Raw genomic sequence first — 16,253 nt, 5'->3', positions numbered from 1 at the left:
GAAACGTTCTAGTAACGGTAATGATTTGACTTATAAGGTCCTTGCAGTGATACGCCAATATAGGCGGCCTGTTCTTCGGATAGAACAGTTAATTTTATTCCTAGCCGATTGAGGTGAAGACGCGCAACTTTTTCATCAAGATGTTTGGGCAAAACAGTCACTTCGTTTTTGTAGTTTTTTGTATTCGTAAAGAGTTCAATTTGCGCTAAAACTTGGTTCGTAAATGAAGCCGACATGACAAAAGAGGGATGACCCGTGGCATTCCCAAGATTCAATAAACGCCCTTCAGATAACAAGATAATACGTTTGCCATCGGGAAAAGTAATCATATCAACTTGCGGTTTAATATTTGTCCATGGCAGATTTCTGAGGGCTGATACTTGGATTTCATTATCAAAATGACCGATATTACCCATAATACACATATCTTTAACTTGTCGCATATGGTCTAATCGGACAATATCTCTGTTGCCAGTGGTTGTGATGATAATATCAGCACTAGAGGCTGCATCATCCAAAGTAACCACTTCATAGCCGTCCATAGCTGCTTGAAGAGCACAAATAGGATCAATTTCTGTTACTTTGACACGTGCTCCAGCGCCTGAAAGAGAAGCTGCTGAACCCTTGCCAACATCGCCATAACCACAAACAATGGCTGTTTTGCCAGCTATCATAACATCTGTTCCACGTCGAATACCGTCGACTAATGATTCTTTACATCCATATTTATTATCAAACTTTGATTTTGTGACGCTATCGTTTACATTAATCGCTGGAAAAGGCAAAAGTCCTTTTTTTTGTAAGTGATAAAGACGATTTACACCTGTTGTTGTTTCTTCACTGACACCTTGGATTGCTGCACATTGGCGCGTAAAAAAACCCGGTGTAGCAGCCATACGCTTTTGAATTTGTTTGAAAAATAAAGCTTCTTCTTCTGTTTTGGGATGAGATAGAATATCTGGATTTGTTTCCGCACGACTGCCAATTAAAATGTAGTTGGTTGCATCAGCTCCATCATCTAATATAAGATTGGAAAGGTTTCCATCAGGCCACTGGAAAATCGCATCTATATGCTCCCAGTACTCTTTGAGTGTTTCCCCTTTGATTGCAAAAATAGGAGTACCCGTTGCTGCAATTGCTGCTGCTGCATGGTCTTGCGTAGAAAAAATATTACTAGAACACCACCGCACATCTGCTCCAATTGCCTTTAGAGTTTCAATCAAAACACCTGTTTGAATGGTCATATGCAATGAACCAGAAATGCGTGCTCCCCGTAAAGGTTGAGAGGAAGAAAATTCTTCACGGCAAGCCATCAAACCAGGCATTTCCGTTTCTGCAATATTAAGCTCTCTACGTCCATAATCAGCAAGTGTGATATCTTTGATTATATAGTTTTGGGCTATCATTTTTATGCCTTCATAACCGATTTTTCCGAAACGGTAGGAGAAATTAAAAAAAAACGCAAGTGAATATAAAAGATTTCTATAATGAAAAGTTATTTTGTGTTTCTATAAGTCTATGCAATGAAATATATATTGCAATAGGGTGTATTATCTATGTGTTGAGTGCTGATATTATCAGCTGGGTATGAAAAATTTCTATGAAGTTCTATTGATAAAAGGAAAGCGTTGTTTGGTTTCTTGATTGCAGAATAAAGTGACAAAAAGGGAGGAATGCAATTGTATTTTGTGGAAGAAGAGATCGACATATAAACCGTGATTTCAGTGCAATCGCTTTTTTGTTTATGGGCTGTAAATTAGTTTGGTTACAAAAAAGAGCGTGCGTTACACGGATGGACTTTTGGAAAACTGCCCTTGTGGACGGAATCGCCATAAATAACTTGGCAAAATAGCTGTCATTGTTTTGGGAATAATCCCTATCCCTTCTAGAGTATATCCATTGTCTATCGCTTCTTGAGAGACAAGATTATTCTGTTGCAAGAAACGTATTTGATGAGCCGTTATAATTGTTGGCACGAGAGGCAATTTGCCAATAGTTCCAAAAACTCCCCCGATGCAGAGTCCGATAGAACGAGGCATAGATAGAATCATTTTTTTACGATGAATAATTTTTAATACGTTTTCAAGTATATTTTGAAATGTAATAATCTGTGACCCACCAAGGTCATAACTTTTTCCAGAGATAGCATGTCCTTCTAAAGCGCGTACAACAAATTCAGCAATATCACCAACATAGACAGGCTGTAATTTGCTTTGTCCGCCACCAAAAAGTGGCATTATCGGCAAGAAACGGGATAAATCTGCTAAAACGTTAAAAAAGCAATCTTCTGGACCAAAAATAACTGATGGGCGCATAATAATTGCTTGAGGATGCTTGTCATACACGATTTGCTCACTTATAGATTTTGCACGAGCATAAAGAAATGAAGCGTTTGGATTGGCGATAAGCGTTGACATGTGGATAAGTGGGATACCAGCTTGTGCGGCTAATTCGGCAACATTTCGTGCGCCATCAACTTGTATATTTTGAAATTTTGGCTGATTTGTTTGTGCCAAACTTCCTGGAAGAAATACCGCGCCATCTGCTCCAAGCAATGCCCGCGCAACAGAAGCACGATGCCTAACGTCGGTTTGAAGCATTTGGGTTTGGCTCACTTCACCTATTTGCAGCATGTAATAAGCTTTTTGAGGAGAGCGAACAGCAATTCGAACACGATATCCTCGCTTGGTTAAAGCCTCTACAACATGCCGCCCCACAAAACCTGAACCACCAAAAACAGTGATAAGCTTAGGGTTTTGATAAAGAGTACAATCAAGTTTCATGGTTAAGATTTCTTATTTTTCAAAGCTTAAGAAAAGGGATTTTTAGCATGGTGGTGTTTCATTGTCACGTAAAATATCGCCAGCAAGGTAAAGAGAGCCTCCAACAAAGAGGATTGCATTTTGATACTCTAAGCGAACATTATTTAGGGCTTCGTGTAGATTTGCTTGTGGTTTAGCAATAAGGTCTGCTTTTTGGGCTGAATCGGCTAAAGCTATTGGACAGAGACCTGCATCGCTGGAGGCTAAGGGGATTGTATACACTTTGTCCACGAGGTTTGTTAAAGGACGAAAATAACCGATATTATCTTTGGTATTAAGCATGCCAGCAATCATAATAATGGGGCGATTAGATTTTTTTTTCCATCGGGTAAGTTCTTCTGCAACAACTTTTCCAGCCGCAGGATTATGGCCACCATCCAGCCACAAAGCCGTATTGGGAGAAAGCTGATCAACCAGTCGACCATGCGTGAGACGTTGCATTCGTGCTGGCCAGTAAATATTTCGCAAAGCTTTGCTTATTGTTTGTTCTGAAAGCTGAAAACCTGCTTGATAAATAGCTTCAATAGAAGCGCCGGCATTTGCAATTTGATGCGCACCAACGAGGTTAGGCAGTGGCAAATCCATTAAACCTTGAGTGTTTTGGAATACCATGCGTCCATGTTCTTCATAACTTTGATAATCTTGCCCAAAAATATGATAGGGCGCTTTGTTTTTATCAGCAATGGCATTTAAGACAGAATGAGTGATCTCATGATTTTGTTTTCCAATGACTACAGGAACTGTTGGTTTGATAATACCTCCTTTTTCAAAAGCGATTTGTGCAATTGAGTTGCCAAGAAATGTTTCATGGTCGTAATCAATGGGCATGATAAGAGATACAGCTGGTTTATGAATCACATTGGTGGCGTCAAAACGTCCTCCTAATCCAACTTCTAAAATTACTGCATCAGCTGGATATGTGCTAAACAGCATAAAAGCAGCTGCTGTGAAAATTTCAAAAATAGTGATTGATTCTTTACGGTTTACGTCTATAACTCCTTGAATTATTTCAGCAAGTTGATTTTCTGGGACAAGTTGTCCATTTCCTGATTGTCCCAGTCTGCAGCGTTCGTTCCAATTGACCAAATGAGGTGAGCTGTATACATGAACACGGTAGCCTGCGCTTTCCAAGAGAGCGCGACAAATAGCTGAAGCAGATCCTTTTCCATTTGTTCCGGCAATATGGATAACAGGCGCAAGTTTTAAATGAGGGTTGCCGAGACGTTCTAGAAGACGGTAAATACGATCTAAAGAAAAATCAAATTTTTTAGGATAATTTTCCAGTAAAGCATCTAGCACCTTTTGCACACGGTTTTGTGTCATAGTTTTTTAAGCTGCTTTTGTTTCAGAAAGCGGTGCTTCGGTCGGAGATGGATTAGAAGGCTCAAGAACTGCGGGACATTTCATCATAAGGCGTAAAAGTCGTGCAATGGTGGTTTTCAATTCTAAACGCGATACAACCATATCAATCATGCCATGCTCAAGTAGATATTCACTACTTTGGAAACCTTCGGGCAATGTTTCACGAATAGTTTGTTGGATGACACGTGGACCTGCAAACCCAATCATGGCGCCAGGCTCAGCAATGTGGATATCACCAAGCATGGCATAAGAAGCAGTAACACCACCTGTGGTAGGGTTTGTTAGAACCACAACATAGGGAAGTTTAGCTTCTTTCATCATTTCAACTGCTACTGTTGTACGAGGCATTTGCATTAGTGATAGTGTTCCTTCTTGCATACGTGCTCCACCTGAAGCAGCAAAAAGAACCAAAGGGCATTTTTCGGCAACGGCAGTTTGCAAAGCTTTTACGATAGCTTCACCTGAGGCCATACCAAGAGAACCACCCATAAAGGCAAAGTCTTGAACAGTCGCAATAATCGGCAGGCCTTCAATGGTGCCCCGCGCGCTTAAAATATTATCATCAACACCAAGTTTGGAACGATAGTCTTTTAATCTGTCAATATAGCGTTTTTCATCGCGGAATTTTAAAGGGTCCGTTACAACTTTTGGATTTTCAAGGAGTGTATAAACACCATCATCAAAAAAATGCATGAGACGATTTTTGGCACTAATGCGCATATGATATCCGGAAGCAGGAAAAACTTGTTGATTAGCCTCCAGATCTTTATGAAACACCATTTCACCACTGGTAGGATCTTTAATCCATAGATTGTCTGGAATTTCGCGGCGCCCTAATATAGAGTTGATTTTAGGACGAACATAATTTGTAATCCAGTTCATCTTTATAGCCTCTTTTGAGATGTTATACACGTGAAAGTATGGTTTGATGGAATATGGGATTGATTGGTTGCATGTATTAGCTGAAAAGTTCGCTTAATCTAATTCTTTCACTTTCATAAGTATACGTACAGCTTTAACTCTATCATCCTTTGTTTATTCAGTGTAGTCAGTAATGATTTGAATAAGAATGCTCCCCATAACGAATCTGCAAGAAATTTTACCGGTATATTTTACTTGTTTTTTTGTTTTAATGTCAATTCTCACTGCAACGGATAAGGATATATGATTTTAGGGGCTGGATAATTGATTGGTAATTGGTAATATAGCTACGAAATAGAACAGAAAAATTTAATTCTGTTTCCTGTTTGCTGGTAGGAAAAGCTTCTTGTCGTGAATCATCAACACGAGCGATATATGCTTAATATGGAGCTATTGGGTGGTTCTATTATTATTATGTGGGAGTGTGATGAGAAAGCATTTTATGTAAATTTGTCATAAGGGTAGCTGCAAAAAGGGGTGTTACTAAATTAAGAACAGGAATGGAAATAAAGAATGCTATCAGCAGCCCCGCGCCAAAAACTGTTATACGATGGAACTGTAAAAAAGCGTGAGCATCTTGCGTGGATCTAAAACGATAGGCGGCAAACGCAAAATATTCACGGCCAAATAAATAGCCATTTATAACATAGAATGCGATCAAATTGATAGCTGGTACGAAAAACAAAATAAGAACGATTCCATTGCCGCAAAGACTTAAAAGAAGAAACTTTAAGGAAAGAATGAGGGAGCGCCCAAACGGCATAGTTTGCCCGATAGGTTCATTTGGATAATCTTTTTTTTCAATGATTTCAGCAACAGCATCAATGAAGAAACTACCAATCATAGCTGTAATTGGAACAATCAAAAATGTTATAAGTAAAGCCAGACCCAGATTAAAAATAAGCAATGAGCTTAATCCTAACCACCCTGCCCAATTTGGTATTTCAGGAAAGAATTGCGCAATCCAAGGCCAAAAATAGGTTATAAAAAGTTGGCGTGCAGATAACCATATGATAACGAGAATAATAAAAGTAAGCCCCAATATTTTCAATATTATAGCGCGATATTGTGGGGTAAAAAGGTATAGTAGAGCGCGATAAGAAGCAGTAAAAATCATAAAAAATAGGTAAGAAAAAAAGAAGAGAAAACAAGAGATCGATCAGTGAAGATGCTCATTATATTTGCTTTGTAAATTATATTCATTATGAATAATAATTGTTTTAGCGCATGAAGCAGAATTTTTGGGTCTTTATGTGTCATAGAAAACCAAAGTAGAAGTTCCTATAAGGCTGATAAAGTGAATTGTATAAGTAACCAAGTAATCGGAACTCACTGTAAGCTCATTCTTCTGAAATTAAATGAAAGCACCTAAATATTTCTGTCTTTTGAGAAAATGGAGGAATGGAAGTCCGTGATATTGGAGTGTGTTATATGCCAGTTTTCTTAAGAGCTACACGTGAAACAATCTTTGGAAGCGTGTGATTTTTGGATTCTCTTTGTGCAAACACTGTCGTTCAGCTAATTCATAACAGGTGTAGATATCTTTAACATCACTAGGGGGGGCGGATATCTTTACATTACATTATTGGGAGAAACGGGCTAGTTTACTATTATGTTTTGTATTTTTCTAACAGCATAAAATCTGACAAAGCACTTTTCTTTCATTTAAAATTAAAAAGATCTTTTTAATTTTAATCAGCAGAAGCAGGAGAGCAGAAAAGGGATACAATAATATTAGCCAATTTTTCAGAAACCTGTTGTTTGCTCATGCTTGGCCATTGTTCAACTTTTTCTTTGCTGACAAAACAGATTTGATTGCTATCAGCACCCATAACGCTTGTGCCATCCGCATGGAAAGAAATATCATTTGCAAGAATGAAATCTGCACCTTTTTGAATACATTTTTTTTGTGCATTGACGATAATATCACAAGTTTCTGCTGCAAACCCAATCACAAGTCTGGGGCGATTTGGAGCATGGCCGATTATTGCTAGAATGTCAGGATTTTCAACCATATGCAAAGATAAAGGCTTTTTATGAGCATCCTTTTTGATTTTTTGTACAGATTTCGTTTGGCTGCGCCAGTCGCAAACGGCGGCAACAAAAATGGCTCCATCAGCTGGCAATGCCGTTTGAACAGCTTGTAACATCTGACAGGCTGTTTCAACATGAATGGTTTTTACTTCTTGTGGATCTGGAAGATCAACCGGACCGCAAATAAGCGTCACTGTTGCGCCTAAATGAGCTAAGGCAGTTGCAATTGCATGACCTTGTTTTCCCGATGAGCGGTTTGCAAGATAACGTACTGGATCAATTGGTTCATGGGTAGGACCAGAAGTAACGATAAAATGGCGGCCGGAAAGTGATTTTTTGTGCGTACTTAAAAGCGCTTCCGCTGCGGCCACAATAGTTAAGGGTTCGCTCATGCGCCCCCAGCCTGCTTCATTTCGTTCTGCCATTTCGCCAATTTCCGGTCCGACCATATGAACCCCATCTGAACGTAATTGTGCAACATTGCGGACAGTTGCAGGGTGAGTCCACATGGCTGGATTCATGGCCGGTGCAATCAAGAGTGGACAGCGTGCAGCTAAAAGAACACAATTAGCCAGATCATCTCCTATGCCAGTGGCTATTTTGGCAATGCGGTTAGCGGTAGCTGGTGCTAAAATAATTAAATCGGCAGCACGTGCTAACCGGATATGCCCAATATCATGTTCTTCTTTGCGTGAAAATAAATCGCTATACACAGTGCTACCGCTCAGGGCTTCAGCGGCTAAAGGGGTAATAAATTTTTGCGCTGCTTTTGTCATAATAACATTTAATCGCGCTCCCCGTTCTTGCAAACGGCGAATGAGGTCCAGTGATTTATAGGCGGCAATACCACCACCGATAATGAGGAGAATAGATTTTGATTGCAATGATTGCATTTCGACAGTGCTTGCTTGAAATACTGGGATGGATGATGGTACGGTGGGATTGCTTAACAGGCGATGCGCTTCTTCTTCCATAGAAATGCCATTTTTTGCGGCACGCATGCGCAAAGATTCTTTTACTTCAGATGAAAGATTGCGAATGGTAATACTGGCCATATAATAATCCAAAGAGATAAAATGATTGCAATGATTTTATCAAGTGTATTTTTTTAACATATTGCGTATATTATAAAAGCTGAAAAAGAAAAAAAGTGATAAAAATGGAACAAAGAGTGATCATGAATAAGCTATAGTGACTAGAACGTTTAGCACGACTTTGTTCGAAGGCAAGTTGTTTGAGGGTGAGAGGAGAAAGATGGAGTCCTGTTTTTGTTATTTGGCAGAGTTCTTCTTCTATCTTTTGAAAGCTGTGTATCAATTGCGGTGTTTTACGCGCTAGAGAAATCAAAGCTTCTGCTCCTTCGCTAAAGTCTTTGAGAAGTCCCACAGGCCCTAAATTTTTTCCTATCCATTCTTTAACAACTGGTTCAGAGGTTTGCCACATATTAAAGTCTGGATCCAATGTACGAGCGACACCTTCCACAACAACCATAGTTTTTTGTAGCAATAAAAGCTCCGGCCGTGTTTGCATATCAAATAATTCAGTGATTTCAAACAAGAGTGTGAGCAATTTGGCCATAGAAATGCTTTGCGCGGGTTGTCCGTGAATGGGTTCACCAATAGCACGGATAGCTTGGGCAAAGTCCTCTATGCTATGATGAGGAGGGACATAACCTGCTTCAAAATGAATGCGTGCCACACGATGGTAATCGCGGGTGATAAAGCCGTAAATAATTTCAGCAAGAAAATGTTTTTCTTTTTTACTAAGCCGTCCTGTAATTCCTAGATCAACGGCAACAATACATCCTTGCGGATCTACAAATAAATTGCCAGGATGCATATCGGCATGAAAAAAGCCATCACGCAAAGCATGACGGAGGAAAGATTGCATAAGTGTCACTGCTAAAGCTTTCAAATCAAAACCAGCTTTTTTGAGTGCTGGAATATCAGACAGTTTTATGCCATCGATCCATTCCATTGTTAGAACATTTCGTCCCGTTCTTTCCCAGTTAATTGCGGGTACCCGGAAGTTAGCATCATGTTTAGTGTTTTCAGCCATTTCCGAAAAGGCGGCTGCTTCTAAACGTAAATCCATTTCAATCCGTATGGTGTGTGCCAAAGTATCAACGACACAAACAGGCCGGAGGCGCTGAGAGGCAGGCACATAACGCTCTTGTAAATTGGCAATGAGATAGAAGCTTTTAAGATCTTTTGCAAAACGTGCTCTGATATTAGGGCGGATAACTTTAACGGCACATTTTTTTTTGCGGCCTGTCTTATCGTAGTATTCAGCTGGATGAACTTGGGCAACAGAAGCGGCGGCAATGGGTGGGTGAAAGTCTATGAATAAATCATTGATAGAGCGGCCAAGAGAATTTTCAATTTGATCAATGGCAGCTGTGCAGGGAAATGTTTGTACACGATCTTGGAGTTGTTCTAGATCTGCTGCAATATCGTGTCCAACAATATCGGGTCTTGTTGCAAGAAATTGACAAAGCTTGACGTAAGAAGGACCAAGCTTATTAATAGCGTGTGTTAGATTTTCAGAACGGTGCTTTTTTTTTGTTTTGCGCCGCGCTAAAGCTTTTGCTACACGATGACACGCTGCTGGGAATCCTTGAAGGTTATCATTTGGGAGAGCGCTAAGAACTCCTTCACGTGCTAAAATCCATCCTGCACGTACCAATTGAAAATAAGTGGAAATTTGCGCCATTTTAGATCTTCCAGCCTGAATGCAATGTTGCAATGGCACCTGTGAGATTGCGATAAGATACTCGTGAAAAGCCTGCATGACTGATCATAGAGGCAAAATCATCCTGCTTAGGAAATTTTCGAATGGATTCAACCAAATAACGATATGCGTCACGATCACCTGCAATTAGTTGGCCAAGTCGAGGAATAGCATGGAAGGACCAAAGATCGTAAACCTTGTCAAGCAAAGGCATTTCAACATTTGAAAATTCTAAACATAAAAAACGCCCACCTGGTTTTAAAACACGAAAGGCTTCAGTAAGAGCTTTATCAATATGTGGTACATTGCGGATTCCAAAGGCAATAGTGTAAGCATCAAAGCTTTGATCCTCAAAAGGAAGATGTTCTGCATTGGCTTCAACAAAGTCAATAAAAGAGGTTAGACCATTTTTTTGTGCACGTTTTTTGCCAATGCTCAGCATTGAGCTATTAATATCAAGCACTGTGGCATGTGCTTTTTGGCGTGAGGCGTTGAAAATGCGAAAAGCGATATCGCCAGTACCGCCAGCCACATCAAGAACTTTCCAGCCAGATAGCGCAGGCGGGGAAAGCCACGCGACCATGGAATTTTTCCACACACGATGTAATCCGAGAGATAAAATATCATTCATTCTGTCATAGTTTTCAGCAACAGAATGAAATACACCATCTACCATGGATTGTTTTTGAGTTTCGTCAACTTTTGTAAAGCCAAAAGAATGCTCCATGCCTCCTTTGACTCCTACACGTTCTGTTTCAGCTGTCATGTATGTGACCTTTCTTATTTTTCTTTATCGTAAATGAAGTATAGAAAAATGCCTACATACGAAAAAGTAATATCAAAACCACGAGGTTTAAACAGCTCAAAATAAGAGTGTCTTTAGATATCAAGATTAGCAACACTTAGGGCATTATCTTGAATAAAGGTTCTACGTGGTTGAACTTCATCACCCATTAAACGAGAAAAGAGTGAATCTGCATCGGTTGCATCATTAATTTTAACTTGCAAAAGAGAACGCGCGTCAGGATCAAGGGTTGTTTCCCAAAGCTGTTCAGCATTCATTTCTCCAAGTCCTTTATAACGCTGTAGAGTGATGCCTTTTTTACCGTTTGTAAAAATGCTTTCTAATAAACTAGTGGGCCCAAAAATGCGTTCTGACTTATCTTTGCGGTGCAGGAGGGGTGGCGGACTATAGATTTCTATAAGGTTTTGGGAAAGGCGATCAATTTGGCGCGCATCTGCTGAATTGATAAGCCCTGCATCGAGAGTAACAGTATCTTTAACGCCACGCAAAATGCGTTCAAAACACAATCCTCCATCTTGTGTGTTATAGCCATTCCAGCCGCGTTCCATATCGTCGGCAATTAAATCAAGACGACGTGATACATTATCTGCTGTGTTCTGTGCTTTTTCTGGTGTTGCAAGAGCTTCAGGCTTGAAAACACCCGCAATAGCTGCTTGCTCAACAATAGTACGATCATAGCGGGTATGAAGACCGTTTAAAAGTTGGCGTAACGTACGGGCATCTTCAGTAAGCCGGCGTAAATCAGTGCCTGCACAAATTTCACCCGTTGATAATTCTAATGTTGTATCTTCCAATCCGGCATCAATCAGAAATTCTTCGAATGCTGCTTCATTTTTGATATATTGGAAGGATTTTCCACGTGATACTTTATAAAGAGGTGGTTGAGCAATATAAAGGTGACCGCGTTCAATGAGTTCAGGCATTTGCCTAAAAAAGAAAGTGAGAAGCAGTGTACGGATATGGGCACCGTCGACGTCCGCATCTGTCATAATGATGATTTTATGATAACGCAATTTATCGGGCGCAAATTCGTCCTTACCGATAGAAGTGCCAAGAGCGGTGATAAGCGTTCCGATCATCTCAGATGAAAGCATCCGGTCGAACCGTGCCCGTTCAACGTTGAGAATTTTACCACGTAAAGGCAAAATTGCTTGATTCTGGCGTGAACGTCCACTTTTAGCTGAACCCCCTGCCGAATCTCCCTCAACAATAAAGATTTCCGATTTTGTAGGATCGCGTTCTTGGCAATCAGCAAGCTTGCCTGGGAGGGACGTGATATCGAGAGCTCCTTTTCTTCGTGTGAGTTCACGTGCTTTGCGTGCTGCTTCGCGTGCTGCTGCGGCTTCTATTACTTTACTAATAAGAATTTTTGCTTCATTAGGATGTTCTTCTAACCATGCTGAAAGTCCCTCATTCACCAAATTTTCAACAACAGGACGCACCTCAGAAGAAACCAATTTATCTTTTGTTTGAGAGGAAAATTTGGGATCAGGAACTTTGACTGAAAGGATAGCTGTTAATCCTTCGCGGCAATCATCACCAGTTAAATTGATTTTTTCTTTTTTTACAATGCCTGAAGATTCAGCATAGCCATTGATTTGGCGTGTTAAGGCGCTGCGGAAACCTGCTAGATGCGTTCCTCCATCACGCTGAGGAATGTTGTTGGTAAAACACAATACTTTTTCATGGTAGGAATCATTCCACCACAGAGCAACGTCAACACTTATCCCGTCTTTTTCGTTTGCAATATAAATAGGATCATCAATTAGCGATTTTTTCGATTGATCAATATATTTGACAAATTCAACAAGTCCACCTTCATAGTGTAATTCTACTGAACAAACATCAGCATGGCGTTGGTCAATAAGAAGAATATGTACACCAGAATTTAAAAAGGCTAATTCGCGTAAACGGCGTTCCAATGTTTCGAAATCAAATTTAATCATGGTGAAGGTTTCGGAACTTGGCAGAAAGCGGATTTCTGTTCCGCTTTCTGCATCACAATCACTAACAATCTTAAGTGGAGCATCGGCAATACCATGGGTAAATGACATTTCATGGATTTTTCCATTTCGCTTGATCTTTAATTGCAACCAAGCTGACAGTGCATTGACAACAGAAACACCAACGCCGTGTAACCCTCCTGAAACTTTATAAGAATTCTGGTCAAATTTTCCACCAGCATGAAGTTGTGTCATAATGACCTCAGCTGCGGAAATACCTTCTGTTGGATGAATATCAGTTGGAATTCCACGCCCATTGTCACGAACAGAACAGGACCCATCTGCATGGAGAGTAACATTTACAAGGGTGGCGTGACCGGCTAAAGCTTCATCAATAGCATTGTCTACGACTTCGTAAACCATATGGTGTAGACCTGAGCCATCATCTGTATCACCGATATACATGCCAGGACGTTTGCGCACAGCGTCAAGACCTTTGAGAACTTTGATGGAAGCGGCACCATAGTCACCACATTCTGGTGAGGTTGTTTCATCACTCATAAGTCAATCCATTTCTGTGTTTAGTTGCATATTTTATCAGCGCATTCCAAGTATTACATCTTATCTGATGGTTTATGGAATAACTCCGTTAAACATGTACCGTATATCGAGACTATATTCAATATTTGTCAAATATATAATAGAGGTTTATATAGTAGATGTTATGATTTTTGTATGCGCAAGTGCTGTTGCGCTATTATTTTTTTTGCGTTTATATATTTCTAAAATATACGGAAATTATTAAATTTTCTGACAATTTTAGAAATGTCAGATTGTCAAACATTTTATCTGAATTGTAAAGAGCCAGATATTTCGGCTAGGCGTATTAGATACTGTCATTGGAGCGGATAGTATTTTAGCTTTGAGGAATCGAGGAGGATGATTTAACAATGAAAAGATTCATAGGCAGATCAAAAACTTTTATTAAAGTTTTATGTATAACCTGTCCATTGTTCTTTCCACCTTTTTTATGGGCTGAAACGGCGGGAAGGCTCCCTTCTTTTTTAAATTCGCATGAACGTTTGGTGCGGCCTGATACAACGGATATAACGCGTTTACGTTTTGTAACCACTTTTGATTTTCCACCTTTTAATTTTCTTGATAAAACAGGACGTATTGCAGGTTATAATATTGATTTATTGCGTGCTATTTGCGAAAAATTGAAGCTTGAAACAGTGTGTGAAGTGGAAGTTCTTCCTTGGGAAGATCTGGTAGATTATGTCAAAAATGGTGGAGCGGAAGCTGTTATTTCTGGGTTAAAAGAAACAGATGCAACATATCAGGATCTTGTTTTTACCCAAACTTATTTACGTTTTCCTGCACGGTTTGTTTCTTCTTTGTCTTTGAGTCTTGCTGAGCCGATAAGCAATAAGCTTGTATATTTAAAAAGTGGATTTATATTCAAGAGTGCTCATGAAAAACTGTTTCATAGTTATTTTCCCAAAGCCAAATGGCAAGGATTTAGGAGTAGGACAGAGCTTTATAAAGCATTACAGAATCATGAAATTGATCTTGTTTTCGACGATGGCTTTGCGTTATCTGTATGGTTAAATGATCCACAATTAGCGCGTTGCTGCTCTTTTGTTGGAGGTGCTTATATGGCTCCGCAATTGTTAGGGGAAGGGATGCGAATTGCTGTTGCAAAAAATAATACAAAATTAGTTGATGTGTTTAATTATGCTCTAAAGGCTTTGGAGCGTGATGGAAAACTTACAGAGCTTTATTTGCGTTATTTTCCGATTAATTTTTATTGAGAAATAATTGGTTAGGCAGTAGCTGTTAATCTTTCATTGCCTAATCGATAGGAAATAGCTTCCGCGAGATGATGGCGTGAGAGATGGTATGATTCATCAAGATCAGCGATAGTGCGTGCAACTTTGAGAATGCGATGATAGGCACGTGCGGAAAGTTGCATTTTTTCACTAACATCTCGCAATAATTTGGCTGCTTTTTTGTCTAGTATAGCAATTTGTTCAATGACTTTGGCAGGGCAATCACCATTGGTGCGAATATGGGCAAAGCCTAGTGTCGTAAAACGTTCGCTTTGGATGGCGCGAGCCCGTGCGACACGTTTTGCAACGTTACAGCTTTTTTCTGATTGTTCGGGTTGCATGAGATCCATAGCTGTTAAAGCAGGGACATCAATACGTAAGTCAATTCTATCAAGTAGAGGACCAGAAATACGAGACTGATAATCGGTTTGACAACGTATTCCTTTGGAACAAACATGGCCTTTTTCACCTGCCATTCCACATCGACAAGGGTTCATAGCAGCAATGAGTTGGATCCGGGCAGGATAGCTAATATGGTGATTGGCACGGGCTATAATACATTCTCCGCTTTCTAAGGGTTGACGAAGAGAATCAAGAACCTGTGGGGAAAATTCAGGCAATTCATCAAGAAATAAAACGCCATTATGAGCAAGCGATACTTCTCCTGGTCGTCCTTTGAGACCACCACCAACCATTGCTGCCATAGAGGCAGAATGATGCGGAGAACGAAAGGGGCAATGGAGTGAAATAGTTTTATGGACTGTTTCTCCTGTGATAGAAGCAATCAAGGAAACATCTAAAAGTTCACGACTATCAAGAGGCGGTAAAATAGAAGGTAATCGTTGGGCTAACATAGACTTTCCTGCTCCAGGAGGGCCAACAAACAAGAGATTATGCCGCCCAGCTGCACAAACTTCTAAAGCACGTTTGGCGGTTTTTTGTCCTTTAATTTCGGAAAGATCTGGTAGTTCAGTTTGGATCGTGTATTGGCGTGGTTGTGGCCGGTTTTGAATTTGAGTTCCTCTAAAATGATTAACCACAGTGAGAAGAGAATTGGGGGCGACAATATTCATTTCTGCATCTGCCCACGCAGCTTCAGGTCCGCATTGGTAAGGACAGATTAATCCTTTATTAAGTGATAAAGCTGTTATTGCGGTTGGTAAAACACCATTAACGGCGTTAATAGAGCCATCTAGAGATAATTCGCCTAGAATGATGTAATCTTGTGCTACTTCAGGGGGTAGAAGCTCCATAGCAAGCATTAAGCCTATCGCAATTGGTAGGTCATAATGTGAACCTTCTTTAGGTAAATCAGCTGGTGCAAGATTGATGGTAATTCGTTTGTTAGGCATAGAAAGCCCACAGGCATGAAGAGCTGCTTGCACGCGTTCACGGCTTTCAGCGATAGCTTTATCTGCCAACCCCACGATAGCCATTCCTATTTTTCCGGATGCAATCATAACCTGTACATCAACAGGAACTGCTTCTAAACCAAGAAAGGCAACTGTCGTGACTCGTGCGATCATCGATTCCCCCTCTCCTTTTATTATGATGGAACAGATCACATATGCGCATAAAAATCAAGATGTAGCTGTATGGTCTTTTGGACAGAGAGATCTATATACGCAGAACATATGTCGGTGTCTTAATCATACGATTATAGAGGAAGAGTTTGCATAAATTTAACCGTATAACATAGGGATCAATAAAACGTTTAGAATTGAGTAGTATAAATGAGTAGTATAAATATGGAGATGTCAGAATTAAAGACTATTTTCACAATAATCTTTAATTGTGTGAGTAC

General features: G+C 40.0%; 11 protein-coding genes. 1 reads left to right on the top strand and 10 read right to left on the bottom strand.

Going from position 1 to position 16,253, the window contains the following annotated elements:
• Positions 1–8 precede the first annotated feature (8 nt).
• From ahcY to gyrB, 9 genes are all read right to left on the bottom strand, one after another.
• Positions 9–1,406, bottom strand: coding sequence for an adenosylhomocysteinase (gene ahcY / locus NPX98_RS01095; RefSeq protein WP_269022120.1), 1,398 nt, complete (start codon positions 1,404–1,406; stop codon positions 9–11).
• 378 nt (positions 1,407–1,784) lie between these two features.
• On the bottom strand, positions 1,785–2,783 hold the full coding sequence (locus tag NPX98_RS01090; protein ID WP_269022119.1) for a complex I NDUFA9 subunit family protein: 999 nt from the start codon (positions 2,781–2,783) through the stop codon (positions 1,785–1,787).
• A 42-nt stretch (positions 2,784–2,825) separates the two neighbouring features.
• Positions 2,826–4,145: a bifunctional folylpolyglutamate synthase/dihydrofolate synthase gene (locus tag NPX98_RS01085; RefSeq protein ID WP_269022118.1), complete on the bottom strand. Its 1,320-nt coding sequence runs from the start codon at positions 4,143–4,145 to the stop codon at positions 2,826–2,828.
• A gap of 6 nt (positions 4,146–4,151) precedes the next feature.
• Entirely contained in the window at positions 4,152–5,066 is a 915-nt protein-coding gene (accD, locus tag NPX98_RS01080) for an acetyl-CoA carboxylase, carboxyltransferase subunit beta (RefSeq protein WP_269022117.1), read from the bottom strand.
• A 451-nt stretch (positions 5,067–5,517) separates the two neighbouring features.
• Entirely contained in the window at positions 5,518–6,222 is a 705-nt protein-coding gene (locus NPX98_RS01075) for a sulfate transporter family protein (RefSeq protein WP_269022116.1), read from the bottom strand.
• A 574-nt stretch (positions 6,223–6,796) separates the two neighbouring features.
• Positions 6,797–8,194 (bottom strand): bifunctional phosphopantothenoylcysteine decarboxylase/phosphopantothenate--cysteine ligase CoaBC, encoded by a 1,398-nt coding sequence (coaBC, locus tag NPX98_RS01070; protein ID WP_269022115.1) that lies wholly within the window; start codon positions 8,192–8,194, stop codon positions 6,797–6,799.
• A gap of 70 nt (positions 8,195–8,264) precedes the next feature.
• The gene (ubiB, locus tag NPX98_RS01065; RefSeq protein ID WP_269022114.1) at positions 8,265–9,851 is read right to left on the bottom strand and encodes a 2-polyprenylphenol 6-hydroxylase; all 1,587 of its coding nucleotides are present in this window, start codon (positions 9,849–9,851) and stop codon (positions 8,265–8,267) included.
• 1 nt (position 9,852) lies between these two features.
• Complete coding sequence (ubiE, locus tag NPX98_RS01060; RefSeq protein WP_269022113.1) at positions 9,853–10,635, bottom strand: bifunctional demethylmenaquinone methyltransferase/2-methoxy-6-polyprenyl-1,4-benzoquinol methylase UbiE; 783 nt, start codon at positions 10,633–10,635, stop codon at positions 9,853–9,855.
• A 113-nt stretch (positions 10,636–10,748) separates the two neighbouring features.
• A complete protein-coding gene (gene gyrB / locus NPX98_RS01055; RefSeq protein ID WP_269022112.1) occupies positions 10,749–13,178 on the bottom strand; it encodes a DNA topoisomerase (ATP-hydrolyzing) subunit B in 2,430 nt (809 codons plus the stop codon).
• A 389-nt stretch (positions 13,179–13,567) separates the two neighbouring features.
• Between gyrB and NPX98_RS01050 the strand changes: the two genes are divergently transcribed.
• The gene (locus NPX98_RS01050) at positions 13,568–14,431 is read left to right on the top strand and encodes a transporter substrate-binding domain-containing protein (RefSeq protein WP_269022111.1); all 864 of its coding nucleotides are present in this window, start codon (positions 13,568–13,570) and stop codon (positions 14,429–14,431) included.
• An 11-nt stretch (positions 14,432–14,442) separates the two neighbouring features.
• Here the strand turns inward: NPX98_RS01050 and NPX98_RS01045 are convergent, their stop codons facing one another.
• Positions 14,443–15,975 (bottom strand): YifB family Mg chelatase-like AAA ATPase, encoded by a 1,533-nt coding sequence (locus NPX98_RS01045; RefSeq protein WP_269022110.1) that lies wholly within the window; start codon positions 15,973–15,975, stop codon positions 14,443–14,445.
• Between the last annotated feature and the right edge of the window lie 278 nt (positions 15,976–16,253).

This window comes from Bartonella sp. A05 (genome assembly GCF_026930145.1).
GTDB lineage: Bacteria > Pseudomonadota > Alphaproteobacteria > Rhizobiales > Rhizobiaceae > Bartonella.
Note: the sequence above shows the minus strand (reverse complement) of the source record. Positions and strands in the feature narration are given on the sequence as shown.

Coding starts and splice junctions, on each gene's coding strand:
- ahcY (WP_269022120.1), bottom strand. CDS start 1,406: ATGATAGCCCAAAACTATATAATCAAAGATATCACACTTGCTGATTAT.
- NPX98_RS01090 (WP_269022119.1), bottom strand. CDS start 2,783: ATGAAACTTGATTGTACTCTTTATCAAAACCCTAAGCTTATCACTGTT.
- NPX98_RS01085 (WP_269022118.1), bottom strand. CDS start 4,145: ATGACACAAAACCGTGTGCAAAAGGTGCTAGATGCTTTACTGGAAAAT.
- accD (WP_269022117.1), bottom strand. CDS start 5,066: ATGAACTGGATTACAAATTATGTTCGTCCTAAAATCAACTCTATATTA.
- NPX98_RS01075 (WP_269022116.1), bottom strand. CDS start 6,222: ATGATTTTTACTGCTTCTTATCGCGCTCTACTATACCTTTTTACCCCA.
- coaBC (WP_269022115.1), bottom strand. CDS start 8,194: ATGGCCAGTATTACCATTCGCAATCTTTCATCTGAAGTAAAAGAATCT.
- ubiB (WP_269022114.1), bottom strand. CDS start 9,851: ATGGCGCAAATTTCCACTTATTTTCAATTGGTACGTGCAGGATGGATT.
- ubiE (WP_269022113.1), bottom strand. CDS start 10,635: ATGACAGCTGAAACAGAACGTGTAGGAGTCAAAGGAGGCATGGAGCAT.
- gyrB (WP_269022112.1), bottom strand. CDS start 13,178: ATGAGTGATGAAACAACCTCACCAGAATGTGGTGACTATGGTGCCGCT.
- NPX98_RS01050 (WP_269022111.1), top strand. CDS start 13,568: ATGAAAAGATTCATAGGCAGATCAAAAACTTTTATTAAAGTTTTATGT.
- NPX98_RS01045 (WP_269022110.1), bottom strand. CDS start 15,975: ATGATCGCACGAGTCACGACAGTTGCCTTTCTTGGTTTAGAAGCAGTT.